Source organism: Streptomyces sp. NPDC057950, from assembly GCF_042887295.1.
Taxonomy (GTDB): Bacteria; Actinomycetota; Actinomycetes; order Streptomycetales; family Streptomycetaceae; genus Streptomyces; species Streptomyces kaempferi.
This window is the reverse complement of record NZ_JBHVPP010000005.1, coordinates 206,667-219,917: the sequence shown is the minus strand read 5'-3', so window position 1 is coordinate 219,917 and position 13,251 is coordinate 206,667. Positions and strand designations below refer to the sequence as shown.

The 13,251-nt window shown below is 70.6% G+C and carries 11 protein-coding genes and 1 tRNA gene; 9 read left to right on the top strand and 3 right to left on the bottom strand.

The window, feature by feature from the left end; genetic code table 11:
• Window positions 1-231: 231 nt before the first annotated feature.
• Window positions 232-933: a transketolase gene (locus ACFVTC_RS11680; protein WP_390126400.1), complete on the bottom strand. Its 702-nt coding sequence runs from the start codon at window positions 931-933 to the stop codon at window positions 232-234.
• Window positions 934-1,086: 153 nt separating this feature from the next.
• Between ACFVTC_RS11680 and ACFVTC_RS11675 the strand changes: the two genes are divergently transcribed.
• From ACFVTC_RS11675 to ACFVTC_RS11645, 7 genes are all read left to right on the top strand, one after another.
• A tRNA-Pro gene (locus ACFVTC_RS11675) sits at window positions 1,087-1,160 on the top strand.
• A gap of 409 nt (window positions 1,161-1,569) precedes the next feature.
• The gene (locus ACFVTC_RS11670; protein ID WP_390126399.1) at window positions 1,570-2,739 is read left to right on the top strand and encodes a sensor histidine kinase; all 1,170 of its coding nucleotides are present in this window, start codon (window positions 1,570-1,572) and stop codon (window positions 2,737-2,739) included.
• A complete protein-coding gene (locus ACFVTC_RS11665) occupies window positions 2,736-3,137 on the top strand; it encodes a roadblock/LC7 domain-containing protein (RefSeq protein WP_168531241.1) in 402 nt (133 codons plus the stop codon). The genes ACFVTC_RS11670 and ACFVTC_RS11665 overlap by 4 nt, the downstream gene beginning before the upstream one ends.
• The gene (locus ACFVTC_RS11660; RefSeq protein WP_168531243.1) at window positions 3,134-3,511 is read left to right on the top strand and encodes a DUF742 domain-containing protein; all 378 of its coding nucleotides are present in this window, start codon (window positions 3,134-3,136) and stop codon (window positions 3,509-3,511) included. Before ACFVTC_RS11665 ends, ACFVTC_RS11660 begins: the two co-directional genes overlap by 4 nt.
• Complete coding sequence (locus tag ACFVTC_RS11655; RefSeq protein WP_390126398.1) at window positions 3,486-4,079, top strand: ATP/GTP-binding protein; 594 nt, start codon at window positions 3,486-3,488, stop codon at window positions 4,077-4,079. Before ACFVTC_RS11660 ends, ACFVTC_RS11655 begins: the two co-directional genes overlap by 26 nt.
• 8 nt (window positions 4,080-4,087) lie before the next feature.
• The gene (locus tag ACFVTC_RS11650; RefSeq protein ID WP_390126397.1) at window positions 4,088-5,437 is read left to right on the top strand and encodes a cytochrome P450; all 1,350 of its coding nucleotides are present in this window, start codon (window positions 4,088-4,090) and stop codon (window positions 5,435-5,437) included.
• Between the two features lie 402 nt (window positions 5,438-5,839).
• Window positions 5,840-8,401, top strand: a complete 2,562-nt coding sequence (locus ACFVTC_RS11645) for a tryptophanase (protein ID WP_390126396.1) — start codon at window positions 5,840-5,842, stop codon at window positions 8,399-8,401.
• Window positions 8,402-8,564: 163 nt separating this feature from the next.
• Here the strand turns inward: ACFVTC_RS11645 and ACFVTC_RS11640 are convergent, their stop codons facing one another.
• The gene (locus ACFVTC_RS11640) at window positions 8,565-9,092 is read right to left on the bottom strand and encodes an NUDIX hydrolase family protein (protein WP_390126512.1); all 528 of its coding nucleotides are present in this window, start codon (window positions 9,090-9,092) and stop codon (window positions 8,565-8,567) included.
• Between the two features lie 167 nt (window positions 9,093-9,259).
• On the opposite strand from ACFVTC_RS11640, the gene ACFVTC_RS11635 reads away from it, so the two are divergent.
• Window positions 9,260-10,402: an N-acetylglucosamine kinase gene (locus ACFVTC_RS11635; RefSeq protein WP_390126395.1), complete on the top strand. Its 1,143-nt coding sequence runs from the start codon at window positions 9,260-9,262 to the stop codon at window positions 10,400-10,402.
• Window positions 10,403-10,499: 97 nt separating this feature from the next.
• Here the strand turns inward: ACFVTC_RS11635 and ACFVTC_RS11630 are convergent, their stop codons facing one another.
• On the bottom strand, window positions 10,500-11,384 hold the full coding sequence (locus tag ACFVTC_RS11630; protein ID WP_390126511.1) for a MurR/RpiR family transcriptional regulator: 885 nt from the start codon (window positions 11,382-11,384) through the stop codon (window positions 10,500-10,502).
• Window positions 11,385-11,610: 226 nt separating this feature from the next.
• Between ACFVTC_RS11630 and ACFVTC_RS11625 the strand changes: the two genes are divergently transcribed.
• Window positions 11,611-12,375 (top strand): sugar isomerase domain-containing protein, encoded by a 765-nt coding sequence (locus ACFVTC_RS11625; RefSeq protein WP_390126394.1) that lies wholly within the window; start codon window positions 11,611-11,613, stop codon window positions 12,373-12,375.
• Window positions 12,376-13,251 lie beyond the last annotated feature (876 nt).

The following is a 13,251-nucleotide window of genomic DNA, read 5'->3' as shown; positions in this document are numbered from 1 at the left end:
TTCGACGACGTGCGGTATGAACCGATGGGACGATCCCGGCGACGAGTGGACCGGCGACGAGGGGACCGGCGACGAGTGGACCGGCGACGAGGGGACCGGCGACGAGTGGACCGGCGACGAGGGGACCGGCGACGAGTGGACCGGCGACGAGTGGACCGGCAGGGGACCGGCGACGAGGGGACCGGCAGGGGACCGGTGGCGACGGCGCGGGGCGCGTGAGGTGGCCGCCGCTCAGGCGGGCTTCGGTTCGACCCGGGTGACGACGACGTGCGGCCGACCCGGATGGGGCGTGGTGAAGGCGGTGTACAGCGCCTCGTGGTCGCGGCCGTCGACGGTCAGGGCGGACCAGCCCGCCGCCTCGAACCGGGCGGCGATGCCACCGGGCCGGGCATGACTGGCCGAGGAGTTGTCGATCACGACGGTGTGCAGCCGGTCGAGCCCGGCGGGACCGGCGTACGCGATGGCCTCGTGATTGCTGCCCTCGTCCAGCTCCGCGTCGCCGGTCAGCACCCAGACACGCGGCTCGTCCAGCCCCTGCGCGCGCAGGCCCAGCGCGGTGCCGACGGCGATCGGCAGTCCGTGACCGAGTGAGCCGCTGCCGATCTCGGCGCCCGGGACCAGCACCCGGTCCGGGTGGTGCCCGAGCGGCGAGTCGTACGAGCCGAAACCCGGCAGCCACTCGACGGGCAGGAACCCCTTGGCCGCCAGCACCGCGTAGTACGCCATCGGCCCGTGCCCCTTGGAGAGCAGGAACCGGTCCCGCTCCGGATCGTCCGTCCGCTCGGGCGTGACCCGCAGCACCCGGTCGTAGAGCACCCACAGCGCGTCGAGCGTGGAGGTGGCCGCCGGTCCGTGCTTCTCGTCGCCGGTCATCAGCCCCATCAGCCGGGGCAGGTCCGGGTGGCCGTGGTCGTGTTCCGTCGTGATCGTCATGGTGACGATCGTGCAACCTCGACCAAACTTGAGGTCAAGCGGCGGGCTTGAGGCCCCCCGGCCCCGAAGAAAGGGGTGCGCGACCACGGGTGCGAGTGCGGTATTGTTTCGGTGCACGTTCGGTCAGGGGGAAACCCCAGGTCAGGCGGGCAACGGGACGTGGCGCAGCTTGGTAGCGCACTTGACTGGGGGTCAAGGGGTCGCAGGTTCAAATCCTGTCGTCCCGACTTTTGAAGTCGTAGCTCGGAGGCCGTCTTCTCAGCGATGAGAAGGCGGCCTCCGAGCTTTTTTGGCGTCCACTCCGGGCACCGGTTGACGAAAGCGACAGAGCTTCCTTTCCGGATATCACCCCTTGATGCGGGATAGGGGACTGATTGCGGAAGGAATCCTGTCCGGCCGGAGGGTGCGCCAGGTAACTGACCGCCTGTCAATGTTCGCAACTGCTCCCCATTTTGACGGTCCGTCATGACTTGGGGCGATGATACGATCGCCGCACTTGCCGAGCGGGCTACGTGCACAGAACGACTTTTCAGGCCAGCGGTACGGCCCGGGCGGTAATCCTTGCGCAGTGGGCTGTGGGCCCGCCGTGCTGACGGGAATTCAGTAGCTGGCTGCCAGTCGCTTGAAGAGAGTCTTATGACGCAATATATACAGGACCCGGCTCTCTGGGCTCTAATCGCTGGGACTCCGCTTGCAGCTGCCGCCATTATTCGTGGACAGCGGGCGACGCGTAGTTTAAAGCAGGAGAATCAAGGGCTCAGGGATCACTACGCTGAGCTCGAGAATCAATATTCCGCCTCGGTGAAAAAGGCTCAGGAGCACGCCGAAGAAGCAACGAGAACGGCGCTCAAGTCGGCGATGCGAACCCTTCAGGGGCTCGCCGCCGAGCAGCAGCTCGCTATTTCGAAACTGCAGACGAAGTACGGCGAGTCGCTCATACTCCAGGATCTCCTGGAAATCGACCACATGAACTCGCAGTTCGGCCGGCGTGCTCAGTCCATCGCGGTTCTCTGCGAAGGCTGGCTGGGCCGGCAGCGCGAGATCGCCTCCGTCTACGACGTGGTCCGCAGCGCGCAGGGCAGAATCCGGCACTTCCAGCGGGTCGAGATTCTGTCGCAGGTCGATTTCGCGGTCACCAGCCGGGCCGTCGAGCCGGTGGCACTGGCTCTCGCCGAACTGCTCGACAATGCCACCAGTTATTCCGCGCCGGAATCCACGGTCGAGATCAACGTCCGCGCCGTGCCCAAGGGCATCTGCATAGTCGTCGACGACGCAGGTGTCGGCATGAACGAGGAGGAGAAGACCAGGGCGGCGAAACTCCTGTCGAGTGAGCGGGCCTCGGGTGTCTCCGGGCTCGGCAATCCTCCGCAGTTCGGCTTCGCGGTGATCGGCGTGCTCTGCGAGCGCTACGGCTTCACGGTGTCCGTCGACTCCACCTCCCCCTACGGGGGTGTGCGGGCCGTGGTCCTGCTGCCGGACGAGCTGCTCACCAGCATGCCGGAACCAAAGGAGCGGGCGCAGACCGTGAGCACTGTTCCCTCGCTGAACCCGAGCGGTCCCGACCCCGTCGCGGCCGCGACCACGACCGCCGACGGACTGCCCAAGCGCCGCCGCAGGCGGGCCATGGCCATCGTGCCGCAGAGTTCCGACACCGCGAGCGCGCCGGTCCGCTCCGAGGAGGAGACCGCCTCGATCATGGGCGCCTTCCAGCGTGGCACCCAGACCGGTCGAGCCGCGCACCCGGACCCCGCGGACCGGACGAGCAACGCACATGAGGCAAGCAGCGAAGGGCATGAGGTTTCGTGAACAACGATCTGTCATGGATGCTTGACGGCGTCCTGGAGATTCCCGGCGCTCTGCACGCGGTCCTGGTCTCCGCCGACGGGCTCCTGATGGCCTCCTCCAAGGGGGTCGACAGGGACACCGCGGACACCGTCGCCGCCGCGATGAGCGGCGTGCAGTCGCTGAGTCGCTCGATCGGGTTCTTCTGCGACGGGACCGACCTGAAGTGGCGCCAGACGCTGGTCGAGTTCGACGGCGGCTGGGTCTTCCTGATCTCCGCCGGTGACGGCGCCTACCTCGCGGTCTCGGCCTCCACCGACATCGACATGGCGGACATCACCTTCCGTATGCAGCAGTTGGTCGGACAGCTGGGCAAGGCGCTGACGACCCCGCCCCGCGAGAACATCGGCGCACGCCCGTGACCGACTCCGACCAGCAGGAGCCCGAGGCCGCGGAGTTAGTGCGGCCCTATGTCATCACCAACGGCCGGGATCTCCCCGAGGGCGACCAGTTCTCGCTGATCACACTGGTCACGGCCGCAGCGGACCATCCCCAGCGGCGCACCCGGCTGTCTCCCGAGGAACAGAGCCTGTTGGAGATGTGCTCCGGCGGTTACCTCTCGGTCGCCGAGATCGCCGGACACATGCACCTGCCCATGGGCGTGGTGAAGATCCTCCTCAACGCCCTGGCCGAGGGCGGTTACCTCATCACGCGTGCGCCGGTGGCGCGCGCCCGCCTGGTCGACGAGCAGATACTTCAGGAGGTGCTGGATGGTCTCCGGGCCCGTTTTGGATGAGAAGGCGTACGTCCGCGGCGGAGCGGCGCAGACCGCCGTGAAGATCCTGATCGTCGGGCACTTCGCGGTCGGCAAGACCACCTTCGTCGGGACGATGTCCGAGATTCCTCCGCTGTCCACGGAGGAGACGATGACGCAGGCCGGCGAGGAGATCGACGACCTCAAGGGCGTCCGCGGCAAGACCACCACCACGGTCGCCATGGACTTCGGGCGCCTGACGATCAGCGATCACGTCGTGTTGTACCTGTTCGGGACGCCGGGACAGCAGCGGTTCGTGCAGATGTGGGAGGACATGGCGCGCGGCGCGCTCGGCGCGCTGGTGCTGGTCGACCCCGAGCGGCTGGCGGACTCCTTCGCCGTCATCGACCTGATCGAGCAGTACGGACTGGCCTACGCCATCGCCGTCAACCGCTTCGACGGTACGCCGATTCGCGAGGAGCACGCCCTGCGCGAGGCACTGGATCTGCTGCCCGACACCCCGGTCGTCACCTGTGACGCGCGTGACGAGAAATCATCGGCCAGCGCTCTGATCACCCTCGTTCACTATCTGCAGGACCGTGCCCGCTAGGAGCAAGAATGAACACTGATTCCACCGTTCCCGTGCCCCCGCCCGGGTGCCCGGCTCACGCCACGGGTGAGCCGGTGCCGCTGTACGGCTCGGAGTTCGCGGCCGATCCGCAGGCCTATTACGAGTACATGCGTCACTACGGGCCGACCGCACCGGTCGAACTCGCCCCTGGTGTCGAGGCGACCCTGGTCACGGATTACTCGGCGGCGCTCCAACTGCTCCAGAACGCGAGTTCCTTCCGTAAGGACTCGCGCCGCTGGCGGGACTTCAACGACGGAGTGATCAGTCCGGACAGTCCGGTCCTTCCGCTTCTCGTGTACCGGCCCAACTGCATGTTCAGTGACGGCGCCGAACACATGCGGCTGCGGCAGGCCGTCACGGACAGTTTCGCGCGTGTCGACTCGCACTGGCTGAGCGAGAGTACCGAGCGGGTCTCGAACTACCTCATCGCACAGTTCAGCACGCGCGGCTCGGCCGATCTGCTCAACGACTACGCCAAACTGCTGCCGCTCTTCGTCTTCAACGAACTCTTCGGCTGCCCCGCCGAGATCGGTGACCGCGTTCTCTTCGGTATATCCGGCATCTTCGACGGCGTGAACGCGGAGAAGGCGAACGAGGTGCTGTCCCAGGCGGTGGGCGAGCTGGTGGCCCTCAAGCGATCGCGCCCCGGCGACGACGTCACCTCCTGGCTGATGCAGCATCAGGCAGCCCTGACCAACGAGGAGATGGCGCACCAGCTCGTCCTCCTCCTGGGAGCGGGCGCCGAACCACTGCGCAACCTCATCTCGAACACCCTGCACCTGCTGCTCACCGACGACCGTTACGCGGCGGGCGGGCTGATCGAGGAGGCGATCGACACCACGCTGTGGAAGAACCCGCCCATGGCCAACTACGCGCCGCACTACCCGGCGGCCGACATGGAGTTCGCCGGACAGAAGCTGGCGGCCGGTGATCTGGTCCTGGTCAGTTTCGCGGCGGCCAACACCGACCCGGCGCTCGCGGCGTCCCGCCACGCCTCCAGCAACCGGTCCCACCTGGCGTGGAGCGCCGGACCGCACGCCTGCCCGGCGAAGGACCCCGCCCGGCTCATCACCGTGGCGGCCATCGAGAACCTCTTCAACCGGCTGCCCGACGTCGAACTGGCGGTCCCCGAGGACAGTTTGACGTGGCGACCCGGCCCCTTTAACCGGGCCCTGGCCGCGCTGCCGGCCCGCTTCCACCCGGTGCGGGCCGCACGGCAGCAGCCGGACGCGCAGCACCAGCCGGCGGCCGCGGCGAGGAGCGACCAGGGCGGCGCGGCGGGCCGGCAGGACCGCGGCGGCCTGTGGAGTTCGTTCCTCTCCTGGTGGAAGGCGTGAGCTACGCAACATCCGGCAACATCCGTACACAGCATGAACTTTCAACCGTGGGGGTAGGGAAGAGCGCGGCATCCGTGTTGTAACACAAGTTAAAGGAGGTGTCGTGGAGCCCTCGTCCACCGACGCCACTTCAGCTCAGCACCGCGCAGCAGTCCACCGTCCCCGACGACCGGCCCCGCGGGGGAGTTCCCACCCCCGCCGGGCCATACGCATCACACCGCACAGGCCGGAAGGCGAGATACCCGCCCGCACAGGCGGGTATCTTTTTGCCCGCTTTCCGGAGTCCCGCTCTCCGGAGCCCCGCTCCCGCCGGGCTCCCGTCCCGCCCCACCCGTGGCACGCGAACCCCGCCTCGTGCCAGGGGGGTTGCCGGTGATCTCCTCCCGTCTCAGCGGTGGAATCGTGGCGACCCAGCCTCTGGGCACCTTCGTGTCGGACCAGTTACTACGGCTGTGCCAGGCCGTGGGGCTGCACCGGTCCGACGCCGAGGTCTACGCGCGTGTCCTGACGGACTGTCTGGGCGCCGGAGCGGAGCGGCCGTTGGACCAGCCGCCGCCCCACCCGAGCTTCCTGTCCGACGACCACACACCGGTCGAGTACTCCCTCGCCCTCGTCCCCGACGCGCCCCCGACCCTGCGGGTGCTGCTGGAACCGGGGTACGCGGCCCGGAGCCTGGCACAACAGGGCCGCACCGGACTGCGTGTCGTCCGTGCCCTGGCGAAGCGTTGGGGCTTCTCCACCGACCGGCTCGACGGTGTGGAGGACCTGTTCTTCCCGCCGGATCCCCAGGGCCCCCTGGCGCTGTGGATCGCTCTGGAACTGCTCCCCGGCGGGGTGCCCAAGGTCAAGATCTATCTGAACCCCGCGGCGTCCGGGCCGGACCGGGCCGCCGAGACCCTGCGCGAGGCGCTGGACAGACTCGGCCACCGGCAGGCGTTCGACGCACTGCCCCCGGCGGACGGCTATCCCTTCCTCGCCCTCGACCTCGGTGACTGGGAGACACCTCGGGTGAAGGTCTACGTCACCCATCGCGACGCGTCGGCCGCCGACGCCGGCTCGCTGTCCCGCAGTGAGCCGGGGCCGGGACGGGAGACCGTGGAGGAGTTCTTCCGGGTCGCGGCGGGCCTGGAGGGAGTGGACCGGTACTCCGGCGTGGGGGAGGCCGTCCGGCTGGCGGGACGGCCCGTGCTCTCCTGCCACTCCTTCACGGAGGCGGTGACCGGTCTGCCGAGCGGCTTCACCCTCCACGTGCCCGTACGGGACTACGTCCGGCACGACGGGGAGGCGCACGCCCGTGCCACGGCGGTGCTGCGCCGCCACGGAATGGACCCCACCGTGCTCGACCGGTCGCTGGCGACCGTCAGCTCGCGACCGCTGCACGACGGAGTCGGTCTCATCGCGTATCTGGCGCTGGTCCACGAACGGGACCGGCCGCCACGTGTCACCGCGTACATCTCCTCGGAGGCGTACGCGGTGCGTCCGCCGCTGCCCGCCGGGCCGCGGCACCAGCCGTTCTCCTCCCCCCGCGCGGCGCGTACCGGGCCGCGCGAAACCCTCCACTCAGTCGGACACGGAAAGGCAGGAGCAGAAATCAGGATGGAGCCGTACCGGATCAAAGTCGTCGAACCCATTCCGCTCACGACGCCCCAGCAGCGCAAGGCGGCCATCGAACGGGTGCACTACAACCTCTTCGACCTGCGGGCCGACGAGGTGACCATCGACCTGCTGAGCGACTCGGGCACGGGCGCCCTGTCGTCGGCGCAGCTCGCCGTGGGCATGGCCGGTGACGAGTCCTACGCGGGCTCGCGCTCCTTCTACCGTTTCCGGGAGACGGTGTCGGAACTGACCGGCTACACCCACATATTGCCGGCCCACCAGGGGCGCGCGGCGGAGCGCATCCTCTTCTCCAACCTCCTCGAACCCGGCGACACCGTCCTGTCCAACACACACTTCGACACCACCCGCGCCAATGTGGAGCTGAACGGCTGCGTGGCCCGCGACCTGCCGTGCCCCGAGGCCCGCAACCTGGACAGCCGGGAGCCGTTCAAGGGGAACATCGACCTGGGGGCGCTGGAGCAGGTGCTGGGCGAATCGACCGGCTCGCGCGTCGCCGCGGTGGTCATGACGATCACCAACAACGGTGGTGGCGGTCAGCCCGTATCCATGGAGAACCTGCGGCGGACGTCGGAACTGTGCCGCCGCCACTCCGTCCCGCTGATCCTGGACGCGGCCCGGTTCGCCGAGAACGCCTGGCTGGTCACCCGGCACGAGGAGGCGTACCGCGACCGCACCCCCCGGCAGGTCGCCGAGGAAGCGTTCCGTCTGGCCGACGGCTGTGTGATGAGCGCCAAGAAGGACGGCATCGTCCACATCGGTGGCTTCATCGGGCTGAACGACCCGGAGCTCGCCCAGAAGTGCGAACTCCTCCTGATCGCCACCGAGGGGTTCCCCACCTACGGCGGCCTCGCCGGGCGTGACCTCGACATGATGGCCCAGGGTCTGCAGGAGGTGACCGAGCCCGCCTATCTGGCGGAGCGGGCGGAGAGCGCCGACCATCTCGCCCAACGCGTCCGCGCCGCGGGCGTCGACATCCTGGAACCGCCCGGCCTGCACGCCCTGTACCTCAACGCGGGACGGCTGCTGCCCCACATACCGCCCCACCAGTACCCCGGCCACGCCCTGGCCTGCCGGCTCTATCTGGAGGGCGGCATCCGCTCGGCCGAACTCGGCTCGCTCTACCTCGGCGAGGAGGACGAGGACGGGAACCCGGTCAAGAGCCCGCCGTACGAACTGGTCAGGCTGGCGCTGCCGCGTCGTGTGTACACCCGCAGCCACTACGACCACGTCGGCAGGACCCTGGAACGGATCGCCAAGACCGCGGAGTCCGTGCGCGGTTACCGGATCGTGGAGCAGTCCCCGATCCTGCGGCACTTCCGCGCCAAGCTCCAGCCGGTGACCGGCTAGCACGGCGGCGGGGGTGGCGTCCGACGAGTCCCGCGCGGGCCGTCGAGCGCCACCCCCGCCGGTGGAACCGGGCTTCGCCGTCCGTGCCGGAAACGCGGACGCGGGTGCCGCACGGTCATTCCCGGGCCGCGCTCGCGGGGAGGCCGGGGCGCCCCCGGCGGGTTCAGGACAGGCGGCCCACGTGGGCGAGGGCCTGCTTGAGGAGGGCGCCGTGACCACCCGGCATCTCGTTGAGGACCACGGACGTCAACGCCTCCTCCGGGCTGAACCAGACCAGGTCGAGGGCGTCCTGCCGGGGACGGCAGTCGCCGGTGACCGGGACGATGTACGCGAGTGACACCGCGTGCTGGCGTGGGTCGTGGAAGGGCGTGATGCCCTGCGTCGGGAAGTACTCGGCGACGGTGAAGGGCTGCAGTGAGGTGGGGATGCGGGGCAGCGCCACCGGCCCGAGGTCCTTCTCCAGATTCCGCAGCAGGGCGTCGCGGACCCGCTCGTGGTGGAGCACGCGGCCGGAGACGAGGGTGCGGCTGACGGTTCCGTCCGGCCCTATGCGCAGCAGCAGTCCGATGCTGGTGACTTCACCGTTGTCGTCGACGCGCACCGGCACGGCCTCGACGTACAGGATCGGCATACGGGCCCGCGCCATCTCGAGCTCGTCGGGGGTCAGCCAGCCGGGCGTGGTCTCGGTCATGTCAGACATTGGCTGATCATACTTTCAACCCCTCCGGATTTGCGTGCGCCGCTCGACGCGACACGGGGGAACGGCGCGGCCGTCGCGGACGAACGCCCGTCCGCTGAAGAGACGATCCGCCGCGGAGGGCTTGTTCCCGGTGAATGCGTCAACCACCATGGTGGGCGATGAGCAATGAATTGAACCAGGATCTCGTGGTCGGCCTGGACGCCGGGGGTACGCGCACCCGCGCCGTCCTGGCGTCCGCCGCGACCGGACGCACCCTGGGCGAGGCCGTGGCGGGACCGGGCAACGCCCTGACGGTTCCGCCGGCGCGGCTCGCCGATCACCTCGTCGAGGCCATCGGCCGGTCGGTGCCGGAGCGGGTCCGCGGTGGTGTCGTGGCCGTGGTCGGCGGATTCGCGGGTGCCGCGGGTTCCGTGGGTTCCGCGGGCTTCACGGAATGCGCGGGCGGCGACCCGGGGCGGCTGAACGCCCTCGCGGCCCTGACCGAGGCGCTGCGGCGGCTGGGCATCGCGCCGCGGACGGTCGGTGTGAGCAGCGACGTCGAGGCGGCCTTCGCCTCCGCTCCCGGAACTCCCGCCGACGGGCTGGCCCTGGTCGCCGGCACCGGAGCGGTCGCGACCCGCATCGCCGGCCGCCGCTGCGCGGCCGTCGTGGACGGCGACGGCTGGCTGCTCGGTGACGAGGGCAGCGGATTCTGGATCGGGCGCGGCGCGGTACGCGCGGCCCTGCGCATGGCGGACGGGCGCGGCGGCCCCACGACGCTGGCCCGGTCGGTCGGTTCGGCCCTTGGGCTGCCCGCCGATCTCCTGGAAGGGGCTGGAGAGACCGGGGACGCTGGAGGGAGCGGTGGGGCCGAGGGGGCCGAGGGGGCCGGAGGAACGAGAGGGGTCGGGAGGGCCGGGCGGGCCGAGGGTGCCGCCGGGGGATGGTCCGCGGCGCGGCGTGAGGCCTACCGCATGCGCCTGCTGCCCACCGTGATGGCGCAGCCACCGATCACGCTCGCCCGGCTCGCTCCGCTGGTGGCCGAGGCGGCCCGAGACAAGGACCCGGTCGCGGAGGCGATCCTGTGCGAGGCGGTGGACCATCTGGCGGCCGCGGTAAGCGCGTTGGACCCCCGGCCGGGTGAACGGATCGTCGTCACGGGCGGGTTGCGCGGCCCGGACGGCCCGCTGAGCGCACCACTGACCGGGCGGCTGGAGGATCTGGGGCTGACGGTCGAGCGGGTGGCGGACGGTTGCCGGGGAGCCGCGGCCCTGGCCCGGCTCGGCCACGGTGGCCCGACGCGCGCCGCCGGGACCGCGTGACCGACGGGCCACGCGCGGACCCGGCAGGCGGTCCGGAAGCAGGAGGCGGCGGCGATGCGCGGGCGGGGCGCCCACGGACGGGCGGGGACGGGAGGGCTCAGCGGGCGCGGCGGGACGTGACCGCGTGCTGTCCCGCGATGTGGCCGGTCAACGTCAGTGAGGCGCTGGCCCGTGTGTACGACAACTGCGCGACCCGTACGTACAGGCAGTCGATGAGGACCAGGACGGAGTGACGGGCGCCGATGCTGCCGGTGCGGAAGCTGGTCTCGGACGAGGCGGAGATCAGCCGGACGTCCGCGGCACGGGCGAGCGGCGAGCGCGGGTCCGCGGTGATCGCCACGGTCGCGGCGCCGCGCTCCTTGGCGAGTTCGAAGGGCTCGATGGTCTCGCGGGTCGACCCGGAGTGGGAGATGCCGATGGCGACGTCGGCCGGGGTGAGCAGGGCCGCGGAGGTGGCCGCGGCGTGCACCTCGTTCCAGCCGCGCACCGCGCAGCCGATGCGGAAGAGGCGGACCTCGGTCTCCAGGGCCACCGCGCCGCTGCCGCCGACGCCGTACACGTCGATGCGGCGGGCGCGCGCCACGGCCTGGGCCGCGCGCTCCAGCGCGTCGAGGTCGATCCGGTCGATGGTCTGCTGGACCGCGCGCAGGTCCGCGCTGCCGACCACGGCGACCACCCGTTCGAGGTCGTCGTCGGGGGAGATGTCCGAGCCGATCTCGGCGGTGCCCCAGTCCGCGACCTCGCCGCGGCCGCGCTCCTGGGCCAGCGCGATCAGCAGGTGCTGGTAGGAGTCGAGACCGACGGCCCGGCAGAACCGGGTGACGGTCGCCTGCGAGGTGCCGGTTCGGCGGCCCAGTTCGGCGGCGGAGCAGTGGGTGGCGGCGGCCGGGTCCTCGAGGATCAGCTCGCCGACCTTCCGCAAGGAGCCGGTCAGCCGCGGCAGTTCGGTGCGGATCAGCGCGGTGACGTCCGTCGGGGGCATCCCGCTGCCGGCGCCGGTCCGTTCCATGCTCTACCCGATCTCCTCGGCCCTGCGTACATCCATGGGCCCTGGGTGCTTCCCGGCACCCGCGGACGCTTCGGGCTGTGAATTTACCAGCCATCGTCCGACCGGCGGATTGAATGGCAGGACCGGGAGCGGGTAGGGTTCAACCATTCATGCAGAGTCTCCGGAATTGGTGGTTCGATCCACCGGTGGGGAGTGCCACGTGTCCGCAGGATCCGTCAGCGCCGACAGCTTCGCGCGCGAGGGCCTCGCCGTCCTCGGCGGCATCACCGCGTCCGCCCGCGACGACGTGCGGCGTGCGGCCGAGCTGATCGCGGACTGTGTACGCGCGGACGGCGTCGTCCAGGCGTTCGGCACCGGGCACTCTCAGGCCCTCGTGCTGGAAATCGCGGGCCGGGCCGGGGGGTTGGTGCCGACCAACCGGCTGAGCATCGCCGACCTGGTGCTGTACGGCGGGGAGCGGCCGGACGTTCTCGCCGATCCGCTCCTGGAGCGGCAGTCCGGTGTCGCCGCCCGGATCTACGCGCTCGTGGAGCCGCGGCCCGAGGACCTCTTCGTCATCGTCTCCAACTCGGGTGTCAACAACGTGGTCGTGGAGATGGCCCTGCACGCCAAGGAGCGTGGGCACCGGGTCCTGGCCGTCACCTCGCTGGCCCACACGCGGGCGGTGCCAGCCTCGCACCCGAGCGGGCGGAAGCTGGCCGATGTCGCCGACGTCGTCCTGGACAACGCCGCGCCGCGCGGCGACGCGCTGCTCGAACTCCCGGGCGGCGGCGCCGTCTGCGCGCTGTCCACGCTCACGGGGGTGATGCTCGTGCAGATGGCCGTCGCGGAGAGCGCCGCGCTCCTGCTCGCCGCCGGTGTCAGGCCGCCGGTCTACGTGTCGGCCAACGTTCCCGGAGGCTTCGAGGGCAACCTGGTACTGGAGGAGCGCTACGCGGGACGCATCCGCCGCACCGCGAGCTGACCCACGCCGCCGCGCTCCGCGTCCCGCGTCCGAACAGGCCGCCCGGAAGGGGGAGTTCAGTTCGCATCAGTAGGGGAGGATTCGCCCCGAAGGTGTCCGCCGGTCGATCTCCATCTTGACCTCGCGCCCCGAGGTGGTGCGGCGGCTGGTACGAATACGGATCTGGCGGGTCATTGCGCCTCCTTGGACTCGTACGACCGGCTTCCGCGCGGCCCGGTTCGGGCGCCGCGGAGTCATCTGCCCCAGCCCTGGAGGAACAGGCGCGTGCCTCAGGGGTACTGCCGGGAAAGAGGGTCTCTCCCGGCCGGCACGGCCCGGTGCTTCGCCGTGCTCTTCGGAGTTACCCCGTTCGGCGTTCGCATATTCCGTCGTCATGCCTCCGGCCAAGTCGGGCACCACGGACGGCCGGTCGCCGCGGGCCCCCGCAACCCGCCCCGACGGACGGGCCGTCGGGTGGATGGGCCGACGAGTGGATGGACGGAGGTGCGCAAGGGCAGGGGGAGGACAGAGGGGGGAAGGGGTGCGGGTGGACTGGTGAACGAAGGGGTCGCCGGGCCCGGATCGTTCTCGGCGCCCTGACCCACGCGGGTGCGCGTCCGACTCGGGCGGCAGGCCCGACGTGGTGGATCCGGCGGCTCTCGGCTCCCGCGCTCGGTTGCGCGGACTCGGACCGGTGCGGGCCCGGTTCACGGGTTCCCGGGGGTGGGTCGCGGCCGGTGAGGCGGACGGATGCGGCCAAGCCCGGAGCGAGAACGTGTCGCCCGTCGGTCATGCCGACCGTGCCGACCTCCATCGTGGCGGTACCGGCCGGTCCGGCCGTGCGCCGCCCCTCGCGTCCATCCTCCGCCCGTCGGGGCCGTGCCGCCATCCGGGCCG

Coding starts and splice junctions, on each gene's coding strand:
- ACFVTC_RS11655 (WP_390126398.1), top strand. CDS start 3,486: ATGGTCTCCGGGCCCGTTTTGGATGAGAAGGCGTACGTCCGCGGCGGA.
- ACFVTC_RS11680 (WP_390126400.1), bottom strand. CDS start 933: ATGACGATCACGACGGAACACGACCACGGCCACCCGGACCTGCCCCGG.
- ACFVTC_RS11635 (WP_390126395.1), top strand. CDS start 9,260: ATGAGCAATGAATTGAACCAGGATCTCGTGGTCGGCCTGGACGCCGGG.
- ACFVTC_RS11650 (WP_390126397.1), top strand. CDS start 4,088: ATGAACACTGATTCCACCGTTCCCGTGCCCCCGCCCGGGTGCCCGGCT.
- ACFVTC_RS11670 (WP_390126399.1), top strand. CDS start 1,570: ATGACGCAATATATACAGGACCCGGCTCTCTGGGCTCTAATCGCTGGG.
- ACFVTC_RS11630 (WP_390126511.1), bottom strand. CDS start 11,384: ATGCCCCCGACGGACGTCACCGCGCTGATCCGCACCGAACTGCCGCGG.
- ACFVTC_RS11640 (WP_390126512.1), bottom strand. CDS start 9,092: ATGACCGAGACCACGCCCGGCTGGCTGACCCCCGACGAGCTCGAGATG.